At 73.1% G+C, this 26,201-nt stretch carries 20 protein-coding genes and 1 pseudogene; 10 read left to right on the forward strand and 11 right to left on the reverse strand.

Annotated features, from left to right (window positions below; translation table 11 throughout):
* Positions 1-42: 42 nt before the first annotated feature.
* Positions 43-756 carry a haloacid dehalogenase gene (locus ACQPZA_RS22575; RefSeq protein ID WP_433273481.1) on the forward strand — a complete coding sequence of 238 codons (714 nt, stop codon included), beginning with the start codon at positions 43-45 and terminating at the stop codon, positions 754-756.
* A gap of 15 nt (positions 757-771) precedes the next feature.
* Here the strand turns inward: ACQPZA_RS22575 and ACQPZA_RS22580 are convergent, their stop codons facing one another.
* A complete protein-coding gene (locus tag ACQPZA_RS22580; protein WP_433282940.1) occupies positions 772-1,665 on the reverse strand; it encodes a cupin domain-containing protein in 894 nt (297 codons plus the stop codon).
* A 72-nt stretch (positions 1,666-1,737) separates the two neighbouring features.
* Here ACQPZA_RS22580 and ACQPZA_RS22585 point away from each other — a divergent pair.
* The 5 genes and pseudogenes from ACQPZA_RS22585 to ACQPZA_RS22605 form a co-directional block, all read left to right on the forward strand.
* Positions 1,738-1,905 (forward strand): annotated as a pseudogene (locus ACQPZA_RS22585) (hypothetical protein); the annotation flags it as partial.
* A gap of 114 nt (positions 1,906-2,019) precedes the next feature.
* A complete protein-coding gene (locus ACQPZA_RS22590; RefSeq protein ID WP_433282941.1) occupies positions 2,020-2,445 on the forward strand; it encodes a hypothetical protein in 426 nt (141 codons plus the stop codon).
* Between the two features lie 18 nt (positions 2,446-2,463).
* Positions 2,464-4,284, forward strand: coding sequence for a flavin-containing monooxygenase (locus ACQPZA_RS22595; RefSeq protein WP_433273483.1), 1,821 nt, complete (start codon positions 2,464-2,466; stop codon positions 4,282-4,284).
* A 65-nt stretch (positions 4,285-4,349) separates the two neighbouring features.
* Positions 4,350-4,838, forward strand: a complete 489-nt coding sequence (locus ACQPZA_RS22600) for a universal stress protein (RefSeq protein ID WP_433273485.1) — start codon at positions 4,350-4,352, stop codon at positions 4,836-4,838.
* Positions 4,839-4,939: 101 nt separating this feature from the next.
* The gene (locus ACQPZA_RS22605) at positions 4,940-5,845 is read left to right on the forward strand and encodes a hypothetical protein (protein WP_433273487.1); all 906 of its coding nucleotides are present in this window, start codon (positions 4,940-4,942) and stop codon (positions 5,843-5,845) included.
* Here the strand turns inward: ACQPZA_RS22605 and ACQPZA_RS22610 are convergent.
* A complete protein-coding gene (locus ACQPZA_RS22610) occupies positions 5,835-7,055 on the reverse strand; it encodes an SLC13 family permease (protein WP_433273489.1) in 1,221 nt (406 codons plus the stop codon). The genes ACQPZA_RS22605 and ACQPZA_RS22610 overlap by 11 nt on opposite strands.
* A gap of 121 nt (positions 7,056-7,176) precedes the next feature.
* Between ACQPZA_RS22610 and ACQPZA_RS22615 the strand changes: the two genes are divergently transcribed.
* Complete coding sequence (locus ACQPZA_RS22615; RefSeq protein ID WP_433273491.1) at positions 7,177-12,873, forward strand: TIR domain-containing protein; 5,697 nt, start codon at positions 7,177-7,179, stop codon at positions 12,871-12,873.
* On the opposite strand, the gene ACQPZA_RS22620 is transcribed toward ACQPZA_RS22615, so the two are convergent.
* Together ACQPZA_RS22620 and ACQPZA_RS22625 are read right to left on the reverse strand one after the other, a co-directional pair.
* On the reverse strand, positions 12,858-13,496 hold the full coding sequence (locus ACQPZA_RS22620) for a response regulator transcription factor (RefSeq protein ID WP_169398917.1): 639 nt from the start codon (positions 13,494-13,496) through the stop codon (positions 12,858-12,860). The two genes, ACQPZA_RS22615 and ACQPZA_RS22620, sit on opposite strands and share 16 nt — an antisense overlap.
* Positions 13,484-14,746, reverse strand: coding sequence for a sensor histidine kinase (locus ACQPZA_RS22625; protein ID WP_433273494.1), 1,263 nt, complete (start codon positions 14,744-14,746; stop codon positions 13,484-13,486). The genes ACQPZA_RS22620 and ACQPZA_RS22625 overlap by 13 nt, the downstream gene beginning before the upstream one ends.
* A 133-nt stretch (positions 14,747-14,879) precedes the next feature.
* On the opposite strand from ACQPZA_RS22625, the gene ACQPZA_RS22630 reads away from it, so the two are divergent.
* On the forward strand, positions 14,880-15,638 hold the full coding sequence (locus ACQPZA_RS22630) for an ABC transporter ATP-binding protein (RefSeq protein WP_433273496.1): 759 nt from the start codon (positions 14,880-14,882) through the stop codon (positions 15,636-15,638).
* Positions 15,635-18,070, forward strand: coding sequence for an FtsX-like permease family protein (locus ACQPZA_RS22635; RefSeq protein ID WP_433273498.1), 2,436 nt, complete (start codon positions 15,635-15,637; stop codon positions 18,068-18,070). The genes ACQPZA_RS22630 and ACQPZA_RS22635 overlap by 4 nt, the downstream gene beginning before the upstream one ends.
* 114 nt (positions 18,071-18,184) lie before the next feature.
* On the opposite strand, the gene ACQPZA_RS22640 is transcribed toward ACQPZA_RS22635, so the two are convergent.
* On the reverse strand, positions 18,185-19,312 hold the full coding sequence (locus ACQPZA_RS22640; protein ID WP_433273500.1) for a mandelate racemase/muconate lactonizing enzyme family protein: 1,128 nt from the start codon (positions 19,310-19,312) through the stop codon (positions 18,185-18,187).
* Positions 19,309-20,091, reverse strand: coding sequence for a creatininase family protein (locus ACQPZA_RS22645; RefSeq protein WP_433273502.1), 783 nt, complete (start codon positions 20,089-20,091; stop codon positions 19,309-19,311). Before ACQPZA_RS22645 ends, ACQPZA_RS22640 begins: the two co-directional genes overlap by 4 nt.
* Before the next feature lie 44 nt (positions 20,092-20,135).
* Here ACQPZA_RS22645 and ACQPZA_RS22650 point away from each other — a divergent pair, with 44 nt between their 5' ends.
* A complete protein-coding gene (locus tag ACQPZA_RS22650; RefSeq protein ID WP_433273504.1) occupies positions 20,136-21,101 on the forward strand; it encodes an ROK family protein in 966 nt (321 codons plus the stop codon).
* Between the two features lie 34 nt (positions 21,102-21,135).
* Here ACQPZA_RS22650 and ACQPZA_RS22655 read toward each other — a convergent pair whose 3' ends face one another.
* The 5 genes from ACQPZA_RS22655 to ACQPZA_RS22675 are packed head-to-tail and all read right to left on the reverse strand — an operon-like array spanning position 21,136 to position 26,192.
* Positions 21,136-21,969 (reverse strand): ATP-binding cassette domain-containing protein, encoded by an 834-nt coding sequence (locus ACQPZA_RS22655; RefSeq protein ID WP_433273506.1) that lies wholly within the window; start codon positions 21,967-21,969, stop codon positions 21,136-21,138.
* Positions 21,969-22,760 (reverse strand): ATP-binding cassette domain-containing protein, encoded by a 792-nt coding sequence (locus ACQPZA_RS22660; RefSeq protein WP_433273508.1) that lies wholly within the window; start codon positions 22,758-22,760, stop codon positions 21,969-21,971. Before ACQPZA_RS22660 ends, ACQPZA_RS22655 begins: the two co-directional genes overlap by 1 nt.
* Complete coding sequence (locus ACQPZA_RS22665) at positions 22,757-23,647, reverse strand: ABC transporter permease (protein WP_433273510.1); 891 nt, start codon at positions 23,645-23,647, stop codon at positions 22,757-22,759. The genes ACQPZA_RS22660 and ACQPZA_RS22665 overlap by 4 nt, the downstream gene beginning before the upstream one ends.
* Positions 23,644-24,642, reverse strand: a complete 999-nt coding sequence (locus tag ACQPZA_RS22670; RefSeq protein ID WP_433273512.1) for an ABC transporter permease — start codon at positions 24,640-24,642, stop codon at positions 23,644-23,646. Before ACQPZA_RS22670 ends, ACQPZA_RS22665 begins: the two co-directional genes overlap by 4 nt.
* Positions 24,639-26,192 carry an ABC transporter substrate-binding protein gene (locus ACQPZA_RS22675; RefSeq protein ID WP_433273514.1) on the reverse strand — a complete coding sequence of 518 codons (1,554 nt, stop codon included), beginning with the start codon at positions 26,190-26,192 and terminating at the stop codon, positions 24,639-24,641. The genes ACQPZA_RS22670 and ACQPZA_RS22675 overlap by 4 nt, the downstream gene beginning before the upstream one ends.
* Positions 26,193-26,201 lie beyond the last annotated feature (9 nt).

Here is a 26,201-nt window from a genome sequence, read left to right on the forward strand (position 1 = left end):
CACCCCCGGCAGGCGGTGGGTGACGGCTACCGTGTCGGAGACGTGGGACAGGCCGATGAGCACCGACGACAGGACGCGGACCGCGTGGTGCGTCCGCTGGTGACGCTCGATCTCTTCAGCGCTCTGATCGACTCCCGGACCGGGGGCGGCACCGCCTTGTCCGAGCTGGCACGCGAGCGGAGCTGGAGCGTTACGGGGGAGGCCGTCTACTCCGCGTGGGACTCCACCAACAAGGAGCTGCAGCGGCAGTGCCGGACGTGGGTCCCGTTCCGGGAGCTGTCCGAGCAGGCCCTCGCCGCCACCTACCGCGACCTCGGCCTCCCGGGTGATCCCGCGGAGGACACCGAGCGGCTGCTGGCCTCGGTCGCCGACTGGCCACTGTGGCCCGACGTCGCGGAGGGACTGCCCGTACTGGCGAGCGGCTCCCGGGTCGGCGTGCTGTCCAACGTCGACGACGACATCTTCGCCCGCACCCGGGTGGCTCCCCTCGTGGCCGACGGCGCCGTACTCACCTCGGAGAGGCTGCGCAGCTACAAGCCCTCGCACGCCCTCTACCACGAGGCGGCCCGGCGGGCCGGCCGCGGATATGTGCACGTCGCGACCTCGGCCCGCGACGTCCGCGGCGCCCTCGACGCGGGCATCAGCACGATCAGGTTGCGCCGCCCGGGCCACCGGGTCGACCCCGACGGCCCGGTTCCCCCGTTCGAGGCCGCCGACCTGGCCGAGACCGCCGCGCTGCTCCCGCAGCTGCGCTGACGGGCGAGGCGGCCGTCAGGGATGGGCGGGTGCGGTGTCCGCCGCGCGGTACCGGCCCGGCGCGACGCTGTACCTGCGGCGGAACGCGGCCGCGAACGCGAACTCCGTCGAGTAGCCGACCTTCCTCGCGATCGCGGCGAGCGGCGCGTCGGACTGCCGCAGCAGCCGGGCGGCCGAGCTGAGCCGCCAGCCGATCAGATAGGTCATCGGCGGAGTGCCGACCGCGGCGGTGAAACGCCGGGTGAACGCCGTGCGGGACATCCCGGCGACGTCACTGAGCTGTTGCACGCTCCACTGCCGCTCCGGGCGCCCGTGGATCTCGCGCAGCGCATCGGCGATGCCCGGCTCGGTGGTCAGCGGCCAGTCGGACGGGCTGGTCTGCTCCTGGAGGTGGCGCAGGATGTGCACGATCATCAGGTCGATCAGGGCGGCCCGGCTGGCGTCGGTGCCCGGGCCCGGCGTGGTGTAGTCCGCACGCAGCATCTCCACCACCACGCGCAGCTCCGGATGGCGTTCGTAGTCCGGCGTGAACGCGAGGACGCTCGGCAGGTGTCGGAGAAAGCCCGGCACCTTTCCGTGCTCGAGCGGATAGGTGCCGCAGAGGAACTCGAAGTCGACCGGTACGGGCGGGGGCGGCACGTCCGCCATCACGACCTCGGGCAGCTCGGCGAGCGTGCACGGGGTGCGCGAGATCCCGTGCGCAGCGCCGGCGGCGGTGAAGACGACATCGCCCGGCCGCACGGCGACCGGCTCCGCGTCCTCCGTGACGAGCCAGCCCTCGCCCGCCAGCATGACGTGGAAGCCCAGCACGGGAGTCCGCGGGAAGCGGACCCCGTGTGCGGACCCCTCGGCGATCCGGCGCCCGTTGGCCCGCCCGACCCGGACGCTGCTGATCGCCGCGGTGATCATGTCCACCCGAATCATGCTATCCGGACACGTGCGCAGCCGGGCCGCACGTGCATGGCGGCCCACGGTGCCCCGATGCTTGGGTCGAACCGTGATCGACGTCTTGGCTGCGAACGCCGAAAAACCGAACATCAGGAACGGCCCACCGCGGAGAGTCTGCAGGCCGCGCGCGAGGCCGGCGCGTTCGCGCTCGGGACACCCGCGGCGTACGGCGGCTCCTGGGCGAGCGCCACGGCCGCGGCGCGCCTGCTCACCGAGATGGCCCGGGCCTGCCCGTCCACCTCATGGATCGCCGGCACTGCCTCACCGCCAAGGTGCTGGCCGCCACCGGCGTCGACTACGACGAGGCCACCCGGCGTGAGCTCTTCGCCGACCCGCACGCGTTGTTCTGCGGAGCCGGCGCGCCGTCCGGCAGCGGGTGCACGCCAATGGCTGGCGGCGGCGACCACGCTGGCGCAGCGGGCCGAGCGCACGATGCTGGCCGTCGCCGCGGAGGTCGACGCCGGCACCGACCTGACCGCGCGGGACGGCAGCAGGCTGCACCTGAACCTGACCGAGGTGGTGGGCGACCGCCGCGCGGCGCTCGACCGGATGCTCGACCTGCACGGCGCGAGCGGCTTACGGACGTCCTCCTCGTTGCAGCGCTTCTGGCGCGACGTGTCGGTGGCCGGTCGCCACCCGCTGCTCAATCCCTACCTGCGTGTGACGACGACCGGTCGGGGTGATCATGCCCGCCAGGAGTGCCAAGCTGGCACGAGCGAGGGACGCCGGGCCCCTCCCTGACGTACCCGGAGGGCGCGCGTGAGCGTCACCGATCCGCCGATGCGGCCGGACGGCACCGTCATCGACAAGGCGGCGCTGCGCCGGAAGTACCTCGAGGAACGCGACAAGCGGCTGCGGCCCGACGGCAACGACCAGTACCAGCGCCTCACCGGGCGGTTCGCCCACTACCTCGCGGATCCCCACACCCCGAGGACCGAACGTGAGCCGAGGACCGACGACTGCACGGTCGTGTTCATCGGCGGCGGCTTCGCCGGCCTTGTCACCGGGGCCCGGCTGAAGGAAGCCGGCGTCGAGGACGTCCGGATCATCGAGAAGGGCGGCGACTTCGGCGGCACCTGGTACTGGAACCGGTACCCCGGAGCGCAGTGCGACACGGCGTCGATGGTGTACATGCCGCTGCTCGAAGAAACCGGCCACATGCCGACCGAGAAGTACGCGCACGGGCCGGAGATCCTCGAGCACTGCCGGCGCATCGGTAAGCAGTTCGGGCTGTACGAGGACGCGCTGTTCCACACCGAGGTCACCGATCTGCGGTGGGACGGGCAGCGGTCGCGCTGGGTCGTGCGCACCGACCGGGGCGACCACTTCACCGCGCGGTTCGTCGCGATGGGCACCGGACCGCTGCACGTCCCGAAGCTGCCCGGGATCCCCGGCATCGACTCGTTCGCCGGGCACTCGTTCCACACCAGCCGCTGGGACTACGACTACACCGGAGGTGATCCCTCCGGTGCGCCGATGGACGAGCTGGCCGACAAGCGCGTCGCGATCATCGGGACCGGTGCGACGGCCGTCCAGTGCGTGCCCCACCTGGCTCGCGCCTGCCGGGAGCTGTTCGTGTTCCAGCGCACCCCGTCGTCGGTCGACACCCGCGGCAACCACCCGATCGACCCCGAGTGGTTCGAGCGGATCGCCACCCCGGGCTGGCAGCAGCGCTGGCTGGAGAACTTCACGGCCAACCAGAGCGGCGGCACGGCCGACGAGGACCTGGTGATGGACGGCTGGACCGAGATCGCCCGGCGCGTGCGGGCCAGGGCCAGGACGATCCCCAAGGCGGAACGCACCCCGATGACGCTGCTGGCCGCCTTCGAGGACTCCGACCACGAGAAGATGGAGGAGATCCGCGCCCGCGTCGACGCGGTCGTGACGGACCGGGCCACCGCCGAGAACCTCAAGGCCTGGTACCGCCAGCTGTGCAAGCGGCCGTGCTTCCACGACGAGTACCTGCAGGCCTTCAACCTGCCCGGCACGCACCTGGTCGACACCGACGGCAAGGGCGTGGAGCGGGTCACCGAGAACGGGGTCGTCGTCGCCGGCACCGAGTATCCGGTCGACTGCATCATCTACGCCTCCGGCTTCGAGGTGGGCACCGCGTACACCCGCCGGGCCGGCTACGACCTGACCGGGCGCGACGGCGTCAGGCTGTCCGAGTACTGGGCCGATGGCATGCGCACACTGCACGGCATCCACGTGCGCGGGTTCCCGAACGCGTTCATCGTCCAGCCGACCCAGGGCGCGAACCTGATCTCCAACATCCCGCACAACCTCACCGAGTCGGGCCGGACGATCGCGATGACGATCAAGCACGCCCTGGACAACGGCTTCGACGAGATCGAGGTCAGCCAGGAGGCGGAGGACGCGTGGGTCGCGCTCCTGCTGACGGAGCCGGGACTGATGGGGCGGTCGCCGGACTGCACGCCGGGCTACTACAACAACGAGGGCCAGGACTCGGGGCCGCGGGCGCTGTTCAATGTCGGCTACCCGCACGGTCCGAGCGCCTTCTTCCGGTACATCGACCGGTGGCGCACGACCGGTACGTTCGACGGCCTCGAGTTCCGATAGCGCATCGATCGGGTCATGGTCGGCGTCGGGGCGATTCGCCCCGACGCGGACGGGAACCCGACCGGATGCCTACCGGTCCGGTCGTGGTCGCCTTCGACGGCTCTCCCGCCGCGTTGCGCGCCCTGCAGGAGGCCGCGGAGCTGCTTGCCCCGCGGCCCGGTCTCGTCGTGGTGGTCTGGGAGGCGGGCGTCGCCTACGACTTCGCCTCGATCCCGAGCGCCTCGCTCGACCTCCCGCCCGCCCAGTTCGACCTGCGGCCGGCCGCGGAGCTGGACGAGGCGCTGGCCGCCGACGCCCGCGAGATGGCCCGGCGCGGGGCCGCGATCGCCACCTCGCTCGGGATGCCGGCCGACGGGCTGGCCGTCGCCGACGTCATGACCGTGGGCGACACGCTCGTGCGGCTGGCGGGTGAGGTCGACGCCGCCGCGGTCGTGGTCGGCCGGCACGGGCACAGCGCGCTGCGTGACGTGCTGCTGGGGAGCACGGCGAACCACGTGATGCGGAACGCCCCGTGCCCGGTGGTCGTCGGGCGGCAGGCCGGCAAGGACGGCTGACCGCCACATCCTCCCCGCAACCTGCTGACCGAGATCGCCCGATCTGCGTACGATCCGCCCTCGGAAGGATCATCCGGATCGACCGCATCGGGAGGGCGTGGATGCGCCGGTTCGGGCAGTGGCTGGTGGACAACGCCGACGGGATGCTGGCGCTGACGATCGCCATCACCGTCGGGGCGCTGGGGGTGCTCGACGTCCTCGGCGGCGAGGAGATCAACGCGGCGATCCTGCTGACCCTGGCACTGCTCGCGGCGACCCTGCTGCGCGACCGCAAGATCGCCACCAACAACCTCAACCAGTCCGCCGCGGTGCGGCTCGTGCACGGGGCCGAGGTGGATCGCATGAACAGCGAAGCCCACCGCGACGCGGGCCAGTGGATCTTCAAGGGCGGTACCGGCTCCAGCTTGCGCAGCGTCACCCTCCGCGCGTGTGTCGAGGCCGCCCGCGAGGCCAACCGCCCGGTCCGCATGCAGATCGAGATCATCGACCCGACCGACGAACAGCTGTGCCGCCGCTACGCCGAGTACCGGGCGTCGCTGCGTACCGGCTCGGACCGGGACCAGCCCGAACCCGCACCCGAGACCACCTCGCGCAACGCCTTCGCCACCATTCTGGCGATCTGCTGGTACCGCCAGCGCTTCGTGCTCCTGCAGCCGGAGATCGGGCTCTCGAAGGTGATGACCACGTTCCGCTGGGACATCTCCCCGACGTTCGCGCTCATGACCCAGGAGGACCGCAACGCGCCCGCGATGTTCTTCGACCGCGGGATGTCGCATTACCGGGCCTACCTGCGCGAGCTCACCATGAGCTTCGAGCAGTCCCGCAGGTTGAACCTCTCCCGGATCGAGGAGCATCGCCTGTCGGACGAGCCGACGCCGGAAGAGGTGCGGACGCTCTTCAGCCTGTTGCGGCTCGACCTCCCGGTCTCGATGACCGACAACAACGTCGCCGACATCATCAGCCGCGCGAAGCTGCCGCGCGCGCGCCAGGGTCGGTTCAGGCGGTGAGCAGCAGCGCGAGCACACCGACGCCGACGGCGACGACCGCCAGCCCGAAACCGTGCAGGGCGAACCGGCGCACGCTGATCGGCAGCCCGTAGACGCGGCAGGACTCCAGGCACAGCAGGGTCGCCAGCGACGCCCACGGCGTGATGATCGGACCGGCGTTCGTGCCGATCAGCAACGCGAGCAGCTGGTCGTGGTTGCCGGGGGGAACCGCGGTCTCCCCCGCCGCGTACGCCGGCAGGTTGTTGACGAGGTTCGACAGCCCGGCACCGGCGGCCGCAGCCCGGAACGCGCCCTCCGTTCCCGGATCCGTGCCGATCACCGCGGTCATGACGTCGGTGAGTCCGTGGATCGAGAGAGTCGGCACGACGAGGAACAGGCCCGTCACGAAGATCAGCAGGCGCCACGGGACCAGGCCGAGCCGCAGCGCACCGCGGTCGAGCACGGCGAAGGCGATCACCAGCACGAGAGCCGCGGCCGCCGCGGCGTAGCCGATGTGCTCGCCGACGAACGGGATCGCGCCGATGAACAGCAGGCAGGAGGCCGCGGCCACCCGGAACAACGCCCTCTGCCGTGAGTCCTCGAGCCGGACCGGAGGGGCCGGCACGTACCGGTCCGCTCCGCGTCGACCACGGCGCCAGTAGAGGACCCACAGGAAGACCATGGTCGCGGCCAGGATGGCGAGCTGCGGGGCCCACATCCGGGCGGCGAACTCCGGCGCCGTCAGTGCCACCCGGCCCGCGGCCAGCAGGTTGGTGAGGTTCGAGACCGGCAGCACGATGCTGGCGGTGTTGGCCAGCCAGATGGTGGTCATCGCGAGCGGCAGCGCGGCGATACCCGCCCGCTGGGCCAGTGCGAGGAACACCGGCGTCAGCAGCACCGCGGTGGTGTCGAGGTTCAGGAAGATCGTCGTCGCCGACGCGAACGCCACGCAGAGCAGGAACAGCGCGACGTAGCTCCCCCGGCCGACGATCGCCAGGCGCGTCGCGATCGTGTCGAAGACCTGCGCCTTCTTGGTGAGGGTGGCCAGCACGATCACCGCGGCGATGAACAGCAGCAGCGGTGCGATCCGGCGCAGGCTGTCCTCCGCCTCGGTGGCGGGCAGCAGCCCGGTGAAGACGGCGAGCAGGCCGGCGACCAGCAGGCCGATCCGGATCCAGTCCAACGCCGGGAGCCGCCGCAGCAGCGCCGCTCCCCTTCGCGCAGTCGTCACCTGCGTATCCTGCCGGACCCGCTCCGCCTGTCGTCGGACCGGAGTCGACCTTGCGCCTTCTCGGCGGGCAGCGCATCCGTGATACTCGACGTGCTCAGGTCGGGCCACGGGGAGTGACTGCATGGACACGGCAGACGCCGTCGACTTCTACATCAGCTACTCCCCCGCTGACGATCGCTGGGCCACCTGGATCGGCTGGACGCTGACCGAGGCCGGGTTCCGCGTCCGGCTCCAGGCCTGGGACTTCATGCCGGGCACGAACTTCACGGAGTTCACGGACTCGGGCGTGCGGAACGCCTCGGTGGTCATCGCCGTCCTGTCCCGCAGCTACTCGGGCTCGCGGCACGGGTCGGAGTGGCAGGCGGCGCTGCGCCACGACCCCAGGAAGCTCGTCATGATCCGGGTCGAGGACTGCCCGCTCGACGGCCTGCTCGCCCCGATCACGTTCCTGGACCTGGTCGGTCAACGCGACGACCGCGCGGCGGCGAACGTGATGGTCAGGGACCTGGAGCGGATGCTGGACGAGCGGTCGGCCGCCCCGGCCCCGCCGCCCTTCCCCGGCCCGACCGGCCCCCGCGACCCGGACCAGCGGCGGCGGGTGCCGGTAACCCCTCCGGCGTTCCCCCCGACCCTCGCACCGTCGAACTCCGTGCGGGAGAGCCTGTCCGTCCTGCACGTTCCCGGCCCCCGGTTCGGGCGCGGCAGCACCCGCGACGACGAGGCCCGCACCGCGCTGGAGCTGCAGTACCAGATCTTCGGCGACGTCAGCCGCCTCGTCGACGCCGGAGTGCCGACCCCGGATCTCGTGGTCGTCACGGGAGACGTCACGGAGGCCGCCCGGCCGAGCCAGGTCATGCAGGCGCTGGAGTTCCTCCAGGGCCTGCGCGCGCTCCTGCACCTCGATCCGGACAGGGTGATCGTGGTGCCGGGGCGCCGCGACGTGTCGCACGCGGCATGCCGGGCCTACTTCAGCGACTGCGAGGCGAACGAGCGCAGGCCGGTCGAGCCCTACTTCGCGAAGCTCCGGCAGTTCGCGACGCTGCTCGACGGGCTCCATCCCGGCCTCGACGGGCCGGGGTTCGACGACGCCCAGCCGTGGGGCCTCGTGCCCGTCCCCCCGCTGCGGGTCGTGGTCGCGGCACTGAACTCCACGATGGCGATCAGCCACCGGACCGACGACGACTACGGCCTGCTCGGGCAGCGCCAGTCCGCCTGGTTCGCCGAGCAGCTGAGGCCGTTCGAACAGGCCGGCTGGTTGCGGATCGGGGTCGTCCACCACGACCCGAGCCCGGCGGGCCGCTCCGGAAGCACCGACCCCCTGCTCCTGCGCGACGCGGACACCTTCGACCGACTCGTCGGGGGCAGGCTCAATCTCCTGATCCACGGCCCCGCACTGGGCGGCACCGGCACGGACACCCTCGGCTCGGGCCTCGTCACGGTCGGGACGGCCTCGGCGGACCATGCCGAGCTCGTCCAGCTGACCGCCAACGGCTTCCGCCGTTTCCCGGTGGACGACCCTGCGGCGGGCCGGTCGGCGCCGCTGGTGGAGCGGGAGTGGCGCGCGGCGGGCGCCGCGTTCGGCCCGTCCTACGCGGCGGACCTCGACGAGGTGCCGGAGCAGGAGCCGGTCCGGGCGACCGACCCGCAGGGCCTGCTGCTGGAACGCATCGGCGAGGTGTGCGTGGCCCGTGACGACCGGTGCCGGGTCCGCCTCGTCGACGTCGACCCGCCGCATCTGCTCGTGACCCGCCGGGAGGAGGGCTTCACGCCGCAGTGGCGGATCGGGGCCCACGTCGGAGAGATCACGAGAGACATCCTCACCGCGTTCTGCACGCACACGACCGAGCCCGGCGCCGAGCTCGTGTACGAGGGCCCGAACCCGCCGCAGACGCTGCGGGACGAGGCGGCGCGCCGCGGGGTGCGGCTGCGCAGCTTCACCGAGTTCCAGGGCCTGATCGACCTGTCCGACTTCCTCGCCCGGCAGACGGCCCGGCTGCGTGCCGACCGGCGCTACCCGCCGTCGCTCTACGTCCCGCAACGGTTCCGGGACCTCGACCAACCCGGCCGCGAGGTGCGCGCCGACCTGGCCACGGAGCTCGTGGACCTGCTGGCACCGACCGACCACGGCCGGTTCGTGCTGGTACTCGGGGAGTTCGGGCACGGCAAGACGTTCGTCATGCGCGAGGTCGCGCGCCGGCTCGCCGAGACCTCACCGGCCGTGATCCCGATCCTGATCGAGCTGCGCACCCTCGACACGGCCAACTCGGTGGCCGCGCTCGTAGCCGCCCACCTGACCAACGAGGGCGAGACGCGGATCGACATCAACGCCTTCCTCTACATGCTGCGCGAAGGCCGCATCGTGCTCCTGTTCGACGGGTTCGACGAGCTCGTCACGCGCGTCAGCTACGACCGTGCCGCGGAGCACCTGGGCACGCTCGTGCAGGCGGCGCAGGGCCGCGCCAAGATCGTCGTCGCGAGCCGGACCCAGCACTTCCGCTCCCACGGCCAGGTCGTCACCGCTCTCGGTGAGCAGGTCGAGGCCCTGTCACAGCGCCGGATCATCGGGGTCGAGGACTTCACCCCGGCCCAGATCCGCGTGTATCTGCTGAACCGCTACCACGGCGACGAGCGCCGGGCCGACGCCCGGCTGCGCCTGGTGACGGCCGTCCAGAGCCTGGCCGACCTGGGCCAGAACCCGCGGATGCTCAGCTTCATCGCCGACCTGCCCGACGAGCGGCTGCAGGCCGCGGCGCGCAGCGGCAACGCCATCGGCGCCTCCGGGCTCTACCGCGAGATCATCGACTCCTGGTTGAGCTTCGAGACCGACCGGGCCGCCGACCGCACGGCCGCACGGTCCGGTCTCACCGTGGCCGACCGCAGGCGGGCCGCCACCGCGCTGGCCCTGCGGCTGTGGGAGACCGGCGCCGCGCACCTGGGGCTCGCCGACCTCGCCGAAGTGGTCGACGCCCTCACCGACCTGGCGGACGGCGAGCTCTCCGGGCCCCAGGTGGTGCACGCCGTCGCCTCCGGGAGCCTGCTGGTGCGCACCGACGACGGGCTCTTCGGCTTCATCCACCGGTCGGTCATGGAATGGCTGGTGGCCGACGCGATCGCCGACGAGCTGCGCGCGGGCGAGCGAGCACCTGCGCTGTTGCACCGGAGCCAGCTGTCACAGCTGATCGTCGACTTCCTGTGCGAGCTCGCCGACCCGCGCCACTGCCGGGCCTGGGTGGACACCGTGCTGGCCGACGCCCGCTCCGGCGACGTCGCGAGAGCCAACGCGATGAAGATCAGCTCGCGGCTCCGGATCCCCGCCACCGCGGATCTGCGCGGCGCGTCGCTCGTCGGGGAGGACCTGTCCTACCGGAGCCTCGACGGGGTCGACCTGACCGGCGCGGACCTGACCGGCGCCCGGCTGGTGGCCGCCGATCTGCGCGGAGCCCGGCTGAACGGCGCACGGCTCGTGGGCGCGCGCCTTGACGAGGCCCGCATGGCCGGGGCCGACCTGCGCGGCGCCGACCTCACCAGGGCCCGGCTGACCGGCACCGACCTCACCGGTGCCCAGCTGACCGGCAGCGTCTGGCGACGCGCCGCGCTCATCAACACCACGGGTGTGCGGGACACCGAGGCGTTGCGTGGCGCCGCCGTCGCACCGGGGCACCCGGTCGCCGCCGAGCTGGCCCCCGCCGCCGTCGGTGTCCGCCACGGCTTCCACTCCGAGCTCGGCCGGCTGCCGCAGGTGCTCGCCTACAGCCCCGACGGCGGCATGCTCGCCATCGGCAGCGAGGACGGCGGGGTGCTGGTCTGCGACACGGTCACCGGGCTGCCCCTGCGCACCCTGCAGGGGCACCGCGACCGGGTCTTCGCCGTCTCCTACGGGGGCGACGTGCTCGTCACCGGGTCCGCCGACGCCACCGTGCGGGTGTGGGACGCGGCCACCGGGGCCTGCCGCCACGTCCTCGCCGGGCACGACCGCTGGCCCTGGCCGGTCGCGCTCGACCCGACCGCCGAGATGCTCGCCACCGGCGACGCCGCCGGGGTGCTGCGACTGTGGGACGTCTCAACCGGGCAGCTGCGCCACGAGCTCCCGGGCGGGCGCGGTTTCGTCGCCGACCTGGCCTGGCGCGGGCACCTCGTCGCCGCCGTCTACCGCGACGGCAGCGTCCGGCTGTGGGACACGACGAGCGGCGCGTCGCTCGGCGAGCTCACCGGTGCGGGCGAGCGGGTCTTCCGGGTCGCGTTCAGCCCGGCGGGCGACCTGCTCGCCACGGGGGGCCGCGACGGCGACGTCCGCACCTGGGACCCCGCGACCGGCCGGGCGGTCACCGTGCTGTCCGGGCACAGCCGAGGGGTCTACGCCGTGGCGTTCCACCCGACCGAGCGCCTGCTCGCCTGCGGTGACGCCAGTGGCGGCGTCCGGATCTGGGACGTCGACACCGGACGGCCGCGCCACGTGCTGGCCGGTCACACCGAGTCGGTTCACGGGGTCGCGTTCGACCCGGCGGGCGGGCTGCTGGCCACCGGCGACAGCGCAGGCACGATGCTCCTCTGGGACACCGCCACCGGGCAGGTCCGCCACACGCTCACCGGCCACACCGGGTCGATCTGGCCGTTCGCGTTCCGTCCCGACGGCACACAGCTCGCCGTCAGCGACGACGAGATGACGACGCGGCTGTGGGACCCGGCCACCGGGCACCGCAGGCACGTGATCTCCGGCCATGACCGCCAGGTGACGTCGGTGCACTACGACTCGGCCGGCACCACCCTGGCCACCAGCGGCAACGACGGCACCGTGCGGCTGTGGGCCCCGGCAACGGGACGCCTGCTGCGGCGGCTGAAGGACCCGGCCGACCAGTTCGTCAAGCTGGAGACGGCGGTGTTCAGCCCGACGGCGGCCCGGCTCGCCATCGTCAGCAACGACAGCAGGCTCAACCTGTTCAACCTCCCGGAGGGCCGGTTCGAGCGGCACATCAAGGTGGAACCGGGCCCGGTCTGGGCCACCGCCTTCAGCCCGTCGGGCGCCATCCTGGCCACCGCCAACGACGACGACACCGTGCGGTTGTGGGACCGCACGCTCGGCCGGCTCGTCCACACCCTCGGCGAGCACGGCGGCCGGGTGCGCTCGATCGCCTACAACGATGACGGCACCCTGCTCGCCACCGGGTGCGACGACGGGCTCGTCCGCCTGTGGGACGCGGCGTCCGGCACGCTGCTGCGGACGCTGGCCGGGCACGGGGACCGGGTGTACGCGGTCGACTTCGCGGGCAGCGACCTGCTGGCCAGCGGATCATGGGATGCCACCGCCCGGGTGTGGGACGTCGCCACCGGCACGGCCCGGCACGTGCTGGACCAGCACGGGGGCCGGTTGTGGACGGTGGCTTTCGGCCCTGGGGGCGCCCTGCTGGCCACCGCGGGCGACGATCTCGCCATCCGGGTCTGGCAGCCACAGACCGGGGCGTTGCTGCACACGCTGACCGGACACACCGGCAGCGTGCTGTCGGTGGCGTTCCACCCGGCGGGCGGCCAGCTGGCGAGCGGGAGCGCCGACGGGACGGTGCGGCTGTGGTCGTCCGCGTCCGGCCCGCTGCCGGCCCGGATGACGCTGCTCGGGCTCCCCGAGGGGTGGGCGGCCTTCACCCCCGACGGCCGCTACAAGGTCGAGGGCGAGGTCGCGAGCCAGTTCTGGCACGTCGTCGGGATGTGCCGGTTCGAGATCGGTGAGCTGGACCCCCACCTGGCCGGGGTCGCCCGGGTGCCGGTGGACGAGTCCCTGGGCGACGACGACCCGGGGCGGAGGGAGGATCAGGCGCGGAGGTAGGCGAGCACGGCGAGCACGCGGCGGTGGTCGTCGGGTGCCGGGGGCAGGTCGAGCTTGGTGAGGATCGCGTTGACGTGCTTGGCCACGGCCGCGTCGGTGACCGTGAGGCGGCGGGCGATCGCGGCGTTGGAGCGGCCCTCGGCGATCAGGGCGAGGACCTCGCGCTCCCGCGGGGTGAGCGCGTCGATCGGGGACCGGACGCGGCGGCGGGCGAGCAGCCTGCGGACGACCTCGGGATCGAGGACGGTGCCGCCGCCGCGTACCTCCTCGACAGCGGAGATGAAGTGGGCGACCTCGCTGACCCGGTCCTTGAGCAGGTAACCGACGCCCTCGCCGGTCTCCAGGAGCTCCGCGGCGGAGCCGTGCTCGACGTACTGCGACAGCACCAGCACCGGCAGCCCCGGCCGGTCGCGGCGTAGCTGCAGCGCCGCCACGAGCCCCTCGTTGCTGAACCCCGGCGGCATCCGGACGTCGGTGATCACCACGTCCGGTGGGTCGTGCCGCACGGCGGCGAGCAGCCCCGGCGCGTCACCGACTGCGGTGACCTCGTGCCCGAAGCGCCGCAGGATGTGGGCCAGCCCCTCGCGCAGGAGCACCGAGTCCTCGGCGATCACGGTCCGCACGGCAGCTCCACGGTGAGCAGGGTAGGGCCGCCGTCCGGGCTGCTGAGCGTGATGCGGCCGCCGAGGACCGACACCCGGTCGGCCAGCCCGACGAGCCCGGTGCCTCCCGCCGGGTCGGCGCCGCCGCGGCCGTCGTCGCCGATCTCCAGGACGACCGCGCCGCCGGACGTCCTGGCGCGCACCCACGCCTGAGCTGCACCGCTGTGCTTCGCGACGTTGGCCAGTGCCTCCCCGGCGATGAACCAGGCCGCGGCCTCCACCTCGGCGGGTGGGCGGGCCGGCAGCGTGACGTCGAGCTGCACCGGCACCGGCGAGCGGTCCGCGAGCGTGGCCAGCGCCGCAGGCAGGCCGGAGTCGACCAGCGCCTGCGGGTGGATGCCGTGCACCAGCTCGCGCAGCTCGGCGAGTGCGAGCCGGGACTGCTCGTACGCCCGGTCCACCAGCTCCCGCGCGGGACCGGTGGTCCCGTCGAGCTCCAGGCGGGCCAGGCCCAGCGTCATCGCCACCCCGGTCAGCCGCTGCTGGGCGCCGTCGTGCAGGTCGCGCTCGATCCGGCGCCGCTGCGCGTCCATCGCCTCCACCAGCCGCACCCGCGACCGGGTGAGCTCGGCGACCTCGGCATGCGGCGCCGGGCCCCCGCGCCCGACCAGCAGCACCCTGGTCAACGCCACGCGAGCGGCGACGTAGGCGGTGACCAGGTAGGCGAGCACGGGCAGCAGCAACAGGCCGGCCAGGCTCAGTCCCAGCTGCGCCAGCAGCGGGTACGGGCCGAACCAGACCAGCTCGTCGGGCTGCACCTGCGGGGTGAGCGCGATCAGCACCGGCGCGAGGACGATCGCCAGGCCGAGGCAGAACACCAGGCCCATCGCGGCGTCCAGCCAGGCCAGCACGAGAGCGAACACCACCGCGTAGCCGAGCTCCCGCCACGTCGCGACCTCCCGGAACCGGGTGGCGAACCACGCGACGAAGCCCGGCCTGCGCGGGCGGGCGTGCGGTGACGAGGCCGCGGTCCGGTCGACCAGCCGCAACCGCCGCCGCTCGACGTCGGCCAGCCCGACCCCCGTCAGTAGGGCGAGCAGCGCCGCGACCGGGACCACCACCAGCCCGAGGAACGCCACCGTCCAGACGACCGCCACCAGGCACCCGCTCAGCGCCCACCCGACGACCCGCCACGGCCAGCTCGTGCGGAGGAACCGCACCGGCCCGGCCGCGAGCGCCTCCCACGCGCTGCGTGGCGACGCGGTGGTCATGACCGACAAGGTACGGGGACACACGGCCCCGCACCCTCCCCCTTCCGACCACCCGCCGGGTAACGCCTGCACTACCTCCATGACTCTCCCGCACACCGGTGACCAGCGCCGATGCTGTCACCAGGCTGTGCCCATGAGATCACCCGCACCGACGAAACCCGCCGAACCGGCCGTCCGGGTCCGCGGGCTGCGCAAGGTCCACGGCTGCGGCGACGCCGCCGTGCGGGCCCTGAACGGCGTGGACGTGGACTTCGCCGCCACCGCCTTCACCGCCATCATGGGGCCCTCCGGGTCGGGCAAGAGCACGCTGCTGCACTGCGCCGCCGGACTCGACGACCCCGATGCCGGCGACGTGCGGCTGGGCGGCACCGACCTGGCGGGACTGGACGAGACCGCACGGACACTGCTGCGCCGCGACCGCGTCGGGTTCGTGTTCCAGTCCTTCAACCTCGTCGAGAGCCTCACCGTCGCGATGAACGTGGCGCTGCCACTGGTACTGGGCGGGCGCAGGCCACGGGCGAGCGAGGTGGACGCGGCGCTGGCGGCGGTGGGGCTGGCCGGCACCGGAGGGCGCAGGCCGGCCGAGCTGTCGGGTGGCCAGCAGCAACGCGTCGCGATCGCCAGGGCGCTGGTGGTGGCACCCGCCGTGGTGTTCGCCGACGAGCCGACCGGCGCGCTGGACTCCACCACGGGCCGCGAGGTGCTCGCGATGCTCCGCGATCTCGTCGACACCGCGGGCCGGACCGTCGTCATGGTCACCCACGACCCGGCGGCGGCCGCCTGGGGCGACCGCGTCGTGTTCCTCTACGACGGCGGGGTCGCCGGCGAGCTCACCGCCCCGACGGTCGAGACCGTCACCGCGCGCCTGTCCGCACTGGAGTCGGCGCCGTGATCGGAATCGCCGCACGCACCCTGGCCGCCCGGTGGGCCGGTTTCACCGGCACCGCGCTCGCCCTGGTCCTCGGGGTCGCTCTCGTGACCACGACGCTGCTCTGCCTGTTCGCCACGCTCGACCGGCGCGACGGGCCACCGGCGTGGTTCGCCGGGGCGGACGCCGTCGTGATCGGGACGGACGCACCCGGCTCGGTGACGACGGCCGCCGTTCCCACCACGGCGGTCACCCGGCTGGCCGGCGCCGAGGGCGTGCTCTCGGCGGTCCCGGACCGGCGCGCGCCCGTGGAGGCGGCGGGGCGGACCTGGACGGCGCGCCCGTGGAGCACCGCGCGGTTCCAGACCGGCGGGCTGGTCTCCGGAGGGGCCCCGGACTCGGGGGACGAGATCGTCCTGCCGGCCTCCGCGGGCGCCACGCCCGGCTCGGTGCTGCGCGTGCACACCGTCGACGGGCCGCGGGTGCTGACCGTCAGCGGGGTGCTGGAGGGGTCGCTGCCGGTCGCCTACGTTCGCGACGACGTCGTCACCGGATGGGCAGGCGCCCGCGTCGACGCGGTCGCGCTCCGGCTGGCTCCCGGCGCCCCCGCGCCGGCCGGTCTCGGCGCCGACGCCCGGGTGCTGACCGGGCCGGACCGGGTCGACGCCGAGCCGGACAAGGACGCCGTGCGCCGGATGCTGGGGGTGACGCTGCTGGGCAACGCCGCCGCGGTCGCCACGCTGGCTGCCACGTTCGTCGTCGCGGGCACGTTCTCCTACTCCGTCGCGCAGCGCCGCCGGGAGCTGGCACTCCTGCGCATGTCCGGTGCCACGCCGCGCCAGATCCGTCGCATGGTGCGGGCCGAGGCGATGCTCGTCGGTCTCGTCGCCGCCTGCCTCGGGACCGCGCTGGGCAGGCTCGGCGCACCGCCGGTGGCCGCCTGGCTCGTCGACGCCGGCTTCGCTCCCCCGGACCTGACCATCCGGACCGAGTGGGCACCGATCGCGGCGGCCGGCCTCGTCGGGCTCGGCACCGCCTGGCTCGGGGTGACGGCCGCGGCCCGGCGGGCGGGCGCCGTCCGTCCGCTCGAGGCACTGCGCGACGCCGCGGTCGACCGTCGGGTCATGGGCCGGGGGCGCTGGGTCGGGGCGGCGCTGCTGGGAGCCACGGCGATCGGGGTCGTCCCCCTCGCCCTCGGTGAGACCACGGGCGTCGCCTCGGCCTACGTGCTGCTGGTGACGATCACGACGCTGCTCGCGCTGGCCCTGCTCACACCGGTGCTCGTCCCGCTGCTGCTCGCGCCGGTCACGGTGCTCACCAGCAGCGGGGTCGGGCTGATCGGCAGCGCGAACGTGCGTGCCGGGCTGCGGCGCACGGCGTCGACCGCCGCTCCCGTGCTCATCACAGTGGGGCTCGCCGCCGCGACGCTGGCCAGCACCGCCACGCTCACCGCCACGGCCGCGGCGGCCGAACGCGACCGGGTGACGGCGGAGATCGTCGTCAGCGCGTCGGGCCCGGTCGGGCTCGACCGCGAGCTCCTCGCCGGGCTGGCCGGTGTGGCGGGGGTGGCCGCCGTCGAGCCGACCGCCGAGGCATCGGCATCCGTCGACGCGGGCTCATCGGGGGTCCGGCAGGTGGCGGTGACCTACGCCTCCGGCGGCATCGGCGCCGCCATGTGGCTCCCTCTCGCCGCCGGCTCGCTGGCCGGTCTCGACCGTCCTGACAGCGCCGCCGTCTCCGAGGAGACCGCGCGGGACCACGGCTGGCAGGTCGGCGCCACCGCCCACCTCGGGCCGGCCGACGGCACCGCGGTGCGGCCGACCGTGGTCGCCGTCGTCGCCGACCACGCCATGGGCGGCAGCGCCGCGCTGCTCTCGTGGCCGACCGCGGGCGGCACGGCCGGGCGCACGTCCCCCGACACCGCCTACGTCGCGCTCGCCCCCGGCGCCGACCCGGCGGCGGCACTGCGCGCCGTCGGCGCGCTCGCCGCCGCGCACGGCGCGACGGCGGGCGCGACCGCGGACGTCCTCGCCGACCGCACCGCGGGCGACGAGGAGATCGACCGGCTCGCCGTGCTGTCGGTCATCGGGTTGACGATCACCTACACGGCGATCTCGATCGCGACGACCTTCGTCATGTCGACGGCCGCACGGCGCCGTGAGCTCACCGCGCTCCGCCTCACCGGCGCCACGCCCCGGCAGCTGGCCACCATGATCGTCGTCGAGGTGGGTCTCGTCGTGCTGGCCGCGGTGGCACTCGCGGGGCTGACGACGGCCGTGGTGCTGGCACTGACGGCCGCCGTTCTCGCGGGCACCGGTCCGCTCGTGCTGTCCGTCCCCTGGGGTCCCGTTGCAGTGACCTGCGCCGGCTGCCTGCTGATCGCACTCGTCGCCGGGCTGTCCCCGGCGGCAGGCGCGCTGCGCCGGCCGCCGCTGCATGCGCCGGGAGTCCGGTGATACGCGCTGTCAGAAGCTGGCCTTCGGCACGCCCTGGCCGGGGTCGACCTGGTGCGGGCCGCCCTTGCCCGGGCTGACGTCGAAGTCGACGATCGCGGTCGGCGGGCGCGTGGTTCAGCCCGTGAGGTCACCCTCCCGGGCGTTCACCGCCGAGTAGTGGCCGACCTTGTCCTCGTCGACCGACACCCCGAGCCCCGGCCCGGTGGGCACGCGCAGGCTTCCGCCGCTCAGCTCCAGCGGTTCGGCCACGTCGTCGGCGTGCAGGTAGTACATGCTGTCGATGGCGCGGTTCAGCACCGGCGTGCTGGCCACCACGGCGAGGTGCGCGGCGGTCGCGATGCCGAGCTCCCCGCCCGAGTGCAGGTTCATGCCCAGGCCGAACGTCTCGCAGTGGGCGGCCAGCGCCTTGGTGGCGGCGATCCCGCCCCACTTGTAGACGTCGCCGTGCACGACGTCGACCGCGCCCAGGCGGACGGCGGGTGCGAAGTCCTCGAACCGCACCAGGCACATGTTGGTGCACAGCGGGATGCGCACCCTGGCCCGCACCTGGCTCATGCCCTCGATTCCCGGGCACGGGTCCTCGAGGTACTCCAGGTCGAGCTCTTCCAGCTGCATGCCGGCGCGCAGGGAGTCCGGTACCGACCATGCCGCGTTGGGATCCACCCGGAGCTGGACGTCGGGCAGCGCCTCCCGGATCGCGCGCAGGATCGCGACGTCGCCCTGGACGTCCTTGGTGCCCTTCAGCTTCACCGCCGTGAACCCGCCGTCGGCGACGACCTGCGCGGCGTGCTCGGCCAGCCGCCTCGGGCGGTCGGCATCGGTCGCACCGGTCGCGTCCGCTCGCGTGATGAGTGCGGTGATCGGTACCTCGTCGCGTACCGGGCCGCCGAGCAGGTCGGTCAGCGACTGCCCGGTCGCCTTGCCGATCACGTCCCAGCAGGCGACATCGAGCGCGGCGATCGCCGCATAACCGAGATAGCCGTGGAAGAACGGCACCATGTGCTGGCGGCGGTGGAACGCCTCCAGTGCGAACGGGCTGGTGCCGATCAGGTCGGGAACGAGCCTGCGCACCAGCTCGGCCACGGGACGGCCCCACATCGTCTCGCCCCACCCGACGATCCCGGAGTCGGTGTGCATCCGCACCAGGGTGCGGGTCTCCCCCGTCTTGGTCTCGAAGGAGCTGGTGAACGGGTTGCGGAGCGGCAGGTTCACAACCTGCACGTCCACCGCGGTGATCTTCATGCTTCCCCTGTCTGACGTGCGTGACTGTGGCGCGTCGCGAGGTCGAACGCGCGGATCGCGTCGGCCAGGCCGCGGGCGCGCCGGACGAGCAGCTCGTGGCCCACCCCGGCGTCGGCGGCTGCGGCGTCGTCGGTGGTGCCGTGCACCCGTTCCCATTCACCATGGCGTTCGACGAGCAGGCCGGTGGCGGGTGGCCGGTCGAACAGCGGCGGCTCGGCCTGCTCCTGCCACTCCGCAGGCGCACGGACGAGATCCGGGTGCGCGGCGAGCATCAGGGACGTCTCGAACCAGCCGGCGTGCCCGGGCGTCCGGCCGGGATCCTCCGGCTCTCCGTCGGGACGGACGACCGCCCAGTACGAGCACGCGGCCAACGCGACATCGGAACGGAGTGCCCCGCGTTTGACCGCCAGCCGCATGATCTCCTCGTTGCCGCCGTGGCCGTTGACCACCAGGACACGTCGGAAGCCGCTGCGGACCAGCGAGTCGAGAACGTCGGCGAGGACGGCGAGCAGTACCTCCTCGGAGAGCGACACCGCCGCGGCGAACAGGTGGTGCGGGCTGTGCCCGAAGGGCAGGACGGGGAGTCGTACGAGCTCCGGTCCCCCGGCGTCGAGCACCTGCTCCGCGGCGTCCAGCGCCGCCTCCACCAGCAGCGTGTCGGTGCCCATGGGCAGGTGCTCGGAGTGCTGCTCCTGGGACCCGATGGGCAGTACCGCCACAGCGCCGCGCTCACCGGCCGCCCTGACCTCGCGCCACGGCATCTGGCTGAGTCGTAACACAGAGTTTCACCTTCTTCCATCAGTCGGCTGTCTAGGGTTCGGCCATGACTCTCGGCAGTCCCGGCCGCGCTTCGTTGCGGCTGGTGCCCCAGCCGGCACCTCGGCCGACAGTGCGGCAGGCGCGGACGGTGGGTGCCGTCGAGCTGCTCCCCGGTGTCGTCCGCTGCGCACTGATGGACCTGTCGGGCGCGGTGCTGCGCCGCGGCGAGGCGTCCTTCTCCCCCGTGACGGCCGCCCCGACGCAGGTCCGTGACGCGTTGCTCGAGGCCGCCGAGGTCTGCTTCGCCGAGGACACTCCGCTGGGAATCGGGGTCGCCGCCGCCGGGCTGGTCGATCCGGACGCAGGCGTGATCATCGAGCTGAACGACGCTCCGGCACTGCGCGGATTCCGGGTCACCGAGCAGCTGCGCCGCACGTTCGATGTCCCGGTGCACGTCGAGCACCGCGCCCGCCTGCAGGTGCTCGGCGACCGATGGTTCGGTCCGGGGCGCGGGCGCACGGGCTTCGCCTCGGTGTCCACCGGCGAGGTGCTCGGTGTCGGCCTGCTGCACAACGGCGAGCTGCTGGCCCCGCCGGGTGGGCGCAGCGGCGCGCATATGACCGTCGCCGGCAGCGACCGCACCTGCACGTGCGGGGCTCGCGGCTGCTGGAAGACCGTCGCCTCCACGCGCTGGCTGCGCGAACGCGTTGCCGGCACCGGACTGCCTGCCACGCTGGCCGCGCTCGCGGCGGCGGACGACGCCGAGGCCGCGGCGGTCGTGGACGAGTACGCGGAGAACCTCGCCCTCGGGCTGCTGAACGTCCAGCAGATGTTCGCGCCAGGGCTGTTCGTGCTGCACGGCGAGGCGCGCGAGGGTGGTGACGCCTTCCGGGACGCCGTGCAACGGCGGCTACGCGCGGACTCCTCGTGGTCGCCCACCGCCGAGCTCCCCACCGTGGTGGTCAGCACCGCGCTGGTCGACGACGTCGCGCTGTTCGGCGGGGCCGGGCTGGTGTTGTCGAGGCAGTAGCGGCGGCCGCCGGGTCCCGGGTCCGGTCGCCGCTTCACGCCGGTTGCCGCCGGCGGGCCCGCCGTGGATCGGGGTTCGGGACGGCGTCCAGCAGCGCCCGGGTGTAGGAGTTGCGGGGCGTTCGCAGCACCTCGTCGGTGGTGCCCTCCTCCACCACCCTCCCCCGGTGCAGAACGGCGATCCGGTCGGCGATCTGCTGCACCACGGCGAGGTTGTGCGACACGAACACGTACGTCAGCCGGAGGCTTCGCTGCAGGTCGGCCAGGAGGTCGAGGATCTGAGCCTGCACCGAGACGTCCAGCGCACTCGTGGGTTCGTCGAGCACGACCAGCCGCGGCCGCAGGGCGAGCGCACGCGCGATCGAGATGCGTTGGCGTTGTCCTCCGGAGAACTCGTGGGGGAATCGGTCCTGCACGTCACCGGGCAGGCCGACCGCCTCCAGCAGCTCCGCCACGCGGTCCCGCAGCGCGGGGCGTCCGCGCCGGGCCCCCGCCCCGGGTTCGTGGGTGACGAGCGGCTCGGCGACGATGTCGAGGACCCGCATCCGCGGGTTCATGCTCGAGTACGGGTCCTGCAGCACCACCTGCATCTCGCGGCGCACCGCGCGCAACCCCCGGCGGGACAGCTCGCCCAGGTCGTGGCCGTCGAACCGGACCGTGCCCGCTGTCGGCGGGGTCAGGTGCAGCATGAGGCGGGTCAGCGTGGTCTTGCCCGAACCCGACTCCCCCACCAACGCCGTGGTCTCGCCCTCCCGCACGGTCAGGCTCACGTCGTCGACGGCCACCACCGCCGGCGAGCCACGCCGCCCGGCGAACTCCTTCCGCAGCCCCCGCAGCTCCAGCAACGCCACGTCCTGCCGTGCGTCCATCACAGCTCCAATCGCGGGGTCGCGCCCAGCAGGCGTCGCGTGTACTCCTCGGCGGGAGCGTCGAACACGTCGAGCACCGTGCCGGACTCGACGACCTGCCCCTTGTCCATCACGACGACGCGGTCGGCCACCTCGGCCACGACGCCCAAGTCGTGGGTGATCAGCACGACGGCCGTGCCGCGGCGCTCGCACAGCTCGACGAGCAGGTCGAGGATCTGGGCCTGGACGGTGACGTCGAGAGCCGTGGTCGGCTCGTCGGCGATCAGCAACCGGGGCTGCCCCACCAGCGCCATCGCGATCATCACGCGTTGCCGCAGGCCGCCGGACAGCTCGTGCGGGTACTGATCGGCGCGCCGCTCGGCGTCGGGGATGCCGGCCTCCCGCAGCGCGGCCAGCACGGCGTCGCGGGTGTCCCGGCGGGACTCGCCGCGGTGCTTGCGCACCACCTCCCCAACCTGCACACCCACCCGCTTCAGCGGGTTCAAGCTGGTCATCGGGTCCTGGAAGATCATCGCGACGTCGCTGCCCCGGATCCCGCGCAGCTCTCGCTCCCCCATGGCGAGCACGTCCACACCGTCGAACAGGATCCGGCCCCCGGTGTAGACGCACGGCGGCTCGGGGTTGAGCCGCAGCACGGACAGCGCCGTAGCGCTCTTGCCACTGCCGGACTCACCGACGACCGCAAGGATCTCGCCCTCGTCGACGTGCAGGCTGACGCCGCGGACGGCTTCGACCGTCTCCGCCGTCAGCCGGAAGTCGATCGAGAGTTCCTCGACACGCAGGAGGGTCATGAGCGGTACGCCTTCGGGTCGGTGAGGTCACGAAGGACGTCACCCGCGAGGTTGATGGCCAGCACGGTCAGCATCAGTGCGAGGCCGGGGAAGACCGCGAGCCACCAGGACGTCCCCAGGTACAGCTGACCGTCGCTGAGCATCCCGCCCCACGTCACCACCGAGCGCGGCACGCCGAGCCCGAGATAACTCAGCGACGCCTCGGCGACGATCGCCGCAGCCACGTGCAGGGTGGCGATCGTGGCCAGCGAGGCGAGCACGCCCGGCAGCAGGTGCCGCCGCATGATCGTCGGATCGGAGACCCCGATCGCCCTGGCTTCGGTGACGTAGTCGCGCGAGCGCAGCGAGAGCGCCTCGGAACGCACCACCCGTGCGTAGGACACCCAGCCGGTGAACCCGAGCACGATGATCACGTACCAGAGCCCTGAGCCGAGGAAACCCACGACGGCCAGTGCCAGCAGGATCGACGGGAACGCGAGCTGGATGTCGGCCAGGCGCATGAGGATCCGGTCGGGCCAGCCGCCCAGGTAACCGGCCACGAGACCGACCACGGCCCCGATCACCCCGGCGAGCAGTGCCGCGGCCACGCCGACGAGCAGGGAGATCCGGGCGCCGTAGACCAGCCTGCTGAACACGTCCCGGCCGAGCTGGTCGGTGCCGAGCAGGTGCGAGGCGTCGCCCCGCGCGGTCCAGGCTGGTGGCCGAAGCCGCACCAGGAGGTCCTGCGCGTTCGGGTCGTACGGGGCGATCAGCGGGGCGGACACCGCGGCCAGCACGACGAGCCCGAGCACGACGAGCGCGGCGACGGCGAGCTTGCTGCGCGCCAGCCGGCGGGCTGTCGCGACCCTGGAGCTGATCGTGGGCGCGGTCGTCGTCATGGTGGTCATCGGTGGCTCCCCCGGACTCTCGGATCGAGAACTGTGTAGGAGAGGTCGACCAGCAGGTTCACCACGACGAAAGTGGCGGCGAACAGCAGTACCGCCGCCTGCACCAGCGGAAAGTCCCGGTTGGTGATCGCCTCCACGGTGAGGCTGCCGATGCCCGGCCAGGAGAAGACCTGCTCGGTGAGGATGGCGCCGCCGAGCAGGCTGCCCACCTCCAGCCCGACCACGGTGACCACAGGCAGGGACGCGTTGCGCAGCGCGTGGGAGAACACGATCTCCGTCGTGCTGAGCCCCTTCGCCTTCGCGGTCCTGATGTGGTCGGAGGCCAGGACGTCGACCAGCGAGGAGCGCAGCAGGCGCGCGACCACCGCCACCGAGTAGATGGCGAGCGTGACCGCAGGCAGCACGAGGTGCGGGAAAGAACCGTATCCGGACGCGGGCAGCAGCTGCCAGGTCACGGCGAACAGCAGCATCAGCAGGATCCCGGCCCAGAACGCCGGGGTGGACTGGCCGACGAGGACGGCCGACATCACCCCGACGTCAGCCGGTCGGCCGCGGCGTACCGCGGCGAGGATGCCGGCCGGGACGGCGATCACGAGCGACACGACCAGCGCGGCGCCTGCGAGCTCCAGCGTCGCCGGCAGGCGCTCGAACAGCACGTCGGCGACGGGCCGGTCGTAGAACAACGACGTGCCCAGGTCCAGCCGCGGCAGGCCCCACAGGTAGTCGAGATACTGCACGATCAACGGCCGGTCGAGGCCGAGGCTCGCCCGCAGCGTCGCCTCCTGCTGCACGGTGGCGTCCGGCGGGAGCAGCAGCTTGACCGGGTCGCCCGACAGCCGGACCAGGAAGAACGCCACCGTGGCCGCCGCCAGCAGCACCCCGAGCGCACCGAGCACCCGGACGGCCGCCGTCTGCGCAACTCCCGCCCCTGGCCGCGGCGCCCGGACGACCTCCCCGCCGGCGATCTCTGCGCTTGCGGTGATCTGTTCGGTCATGCCGTCACCTGCGCGGTCCCCATGGCCAGTGATCCGGTGACCGCAGGGCGCCAGGACGGCCGGGCGTTGCGGGCCATGAGCGTGTCGAGCTGGTAGAGGTACACGAACGGCGCCTCCTCCTTCAGCAGCCGCTGGAGATCGTTGAAGGCGCGCTGCCGCTCCGCCGGGTCGACCGACAGCTCCTCGCCGTCTATGAGCCGGTCCGCCTCGTCGGAGGTCCATCGGCTCTGCCGGCGGTCCCGGCGCACGTTGGACTGGACGTTGCTCTGCCCGTCGAGCGTCCATCCGGTGCTGGCCGCGAGGTAGATCGGGCCGAGCGCGCGCCGGTTGTCCGAGGTCAGACGGGTGGAGTAGGTGCCGGAGTCGAGCGTCTCGACCCGGGAGCGGACGTTCACCCTGGCGAGCAGCCCGGAGATCGCCTCGGCCACCACGGCGTCCACCGACGACGCGGTGATCACGGTGTCGAAGCCGTCCGGGTGTCCGGCGTCGGCGAGGAGGCGCCGGGCCAGGTCGAGGTCGCGCGTGAACGGAGTGACGGTGGGATCGAACCCGAACGACTCGCGCGGGATCATCGTCGGCATCTCCCGCGCCTTCCCGTCGAGCACGGCGTCGATCAGCAACGGAACGTCCACGGCGTGGTTGAGTGCCTGCCGGACGCGCCGGTCCGCGAGCACCGCGTCCTCGGTGTCGAGCGAGAGGTAGTAGGCGCGGATGCCGGGGAACCGGTCGATGGTCACGCCCGGGAAGCCCTGCAGCTGAAGTGCCGCGTCCGGGGTGAGGCCGGTGACGAGGTCCACCTCGTCGCTCTGCAGTGCGGCCAGCGCCGACGCCGGGTTCGCCATCGCGTGGAAGACGAGCTCCCTCAGGTCGGGCGGCCCGTTCCAGTGCTCGCGATTGGCGCGCATGCGCAGCTCCTGGTCACGTTGCCAGCTGACGAAGGTGAACGGGCCGGTGCCGACGGGTGCCCTGGCGAACCCCGCGTCGCCGACATCGGCGATGTACTTCGGCGGCACGACGACACCGCCGAACAAGGACACCTTGGCCGGCAGGATCGGGTCGGGCTGGTTCGTGTGCAGATCGACGGCCAACGGGTCGACGACCACGGCACCGGTGACGTAGCGCAGCTCGACGATCGGCGACTTGGTTGCCGGGTCGAGGAGGCGCTCGATGCTGTATTTCACGGCAGCCGCGTCGCAGGGCTCGCCGTTGTGGAACCTGACGCCCGGCCGGAGCTGGAAGCGCCAGGTGAGCGGGTCGGGGTTGCTCCAGGACAGGGCGAGGCGCGGCGCAAGCCGATTTTCCTGGTCGCGCGTCGTGAGCGTGTCGAACATGTTGATCAGCGCATTCATGGAGACCATGTCGCCCTGCTTGTGCGGATCCAGGGTCTTCACCTCGGCCGGCTGCGTGAGCCGCAGGACCCCGGCGCTCGCGGCGGTGTCGGCCGAGCCTGCGCACGCGCTCAGCAGGCCCGGCACGGTGAGGGCAGGCACGGCCAGGCCGGCGAAGCGCAAGGCCTGACGGCGGGAAAGGCGGTGGGGCGGGCCGGTCACGGAAGCACT

The organism is Pseudonocardia xinjiangensis (assembly GCF_050948425.1).
Taxonomy (GTDB): domain Bacteria; phylum Actinomycetota; class Actinomycetes; order Mycobacteriales; family Pseudonocardiaceae; genus Pseudonocardia; species Pseudonocardia xinjiangensis.

What these genes read in the sequence shown, in the direction of transcription:
- ACQPZA_RS22650 (WP_433273504.1), top strand. Translation starts at nt 20,136, where the DNA reads ATGACTCTCGGCAGTCCCGGCCGCGCTTCGTTGCGGCTGGTGCCCCAG.
- ACQPZA_RS22670 (WP_433273512.1), bottom strand. Translation starts at nt 24,642, where the DNA reads ATGACCGAACAGATCACCGCAAGCGCAGAGATCGCCGGCGGGGAGGTC.
- ACQPZA_RS22640 (WP_433273500.1), bottom strand. Translation starts at nt 19,312, where the DNA reads ATGAAGATCACCGCGGTGGACGTGCAGGTTGTGAACCTGCCGCTCCGC.
- ACQPZA_RS22665 (WP_433273510.1), bottom strand. Translation starts at nt 23,647, where the DNA reads ATGACCACCATGACGACGACCGCGCCCACGATCAGCTCCAGGGTCGCG.
- ACQPZA_RS22630 (WP_433273496.1), top strand. Translation starts at nt 14,880, where the DNA reads ATGAGATCACCCGCACCGACGAAACCCGCCGAACCGGCCGTCCGGGTC.
- ACQPZA_RS22655 (WP_433273506.1), bottom strand. Translation starts at nt 21,969, where the DNA reads ATGGACGCACGGCAGGACGTGGCGTTGCTGGAGCTGCGGGGGCTGCGG.
- ACQPZA_RS22580 (WP_433282940.1), bottom strand. Translation starts at nt 1,665, where the DNA reads ATGATCACCGCGGCGATCAGCAGCGTCCGGGTCGGGCGGGCCAACGGG.
- ACQPZA_RS22660 (WP_433273508.1), bottom strand. Translation starts at nt 22,760, where the DNA reads ATGACCCTCCTGCGTGTCGAGGAACTCTCGATCGACTTCCGGCTGACG.
- ACQPZA_RS22605 (WP_433273487.1), top strand. Translation starts at nt 4,940, where the DNA reads ATGCGCCGGTTCGGGCAGTGGCTGGTGGACAACGCCGACGGGATGCTG.
- ACQPZA_RS22600 (WP_433273485.1), top strand. Translation starts at nt 4,350, where the DNA reads ATGCCTACCGGTCCGGTCGTGGTCGCCTTCGACGGCTCTCCCGCCGCG.
- ACQPZA_RS22625 (WP_433273494.1), bottom strand. Translation starts at nt 14,746, where the DNA reads ATGACCACCGCGTCGCCACGCAGCGCGTGGGAGGCGCTCGCGGCCGGG.
- ACQPZA_RS22615 (WP_433273491.1), top strand. Translation starts at nt 7,177, where the DNA reads ATGGACACGGCAGACGCCGTCGACTTCTACATCAGCTACTCCCCCGCT.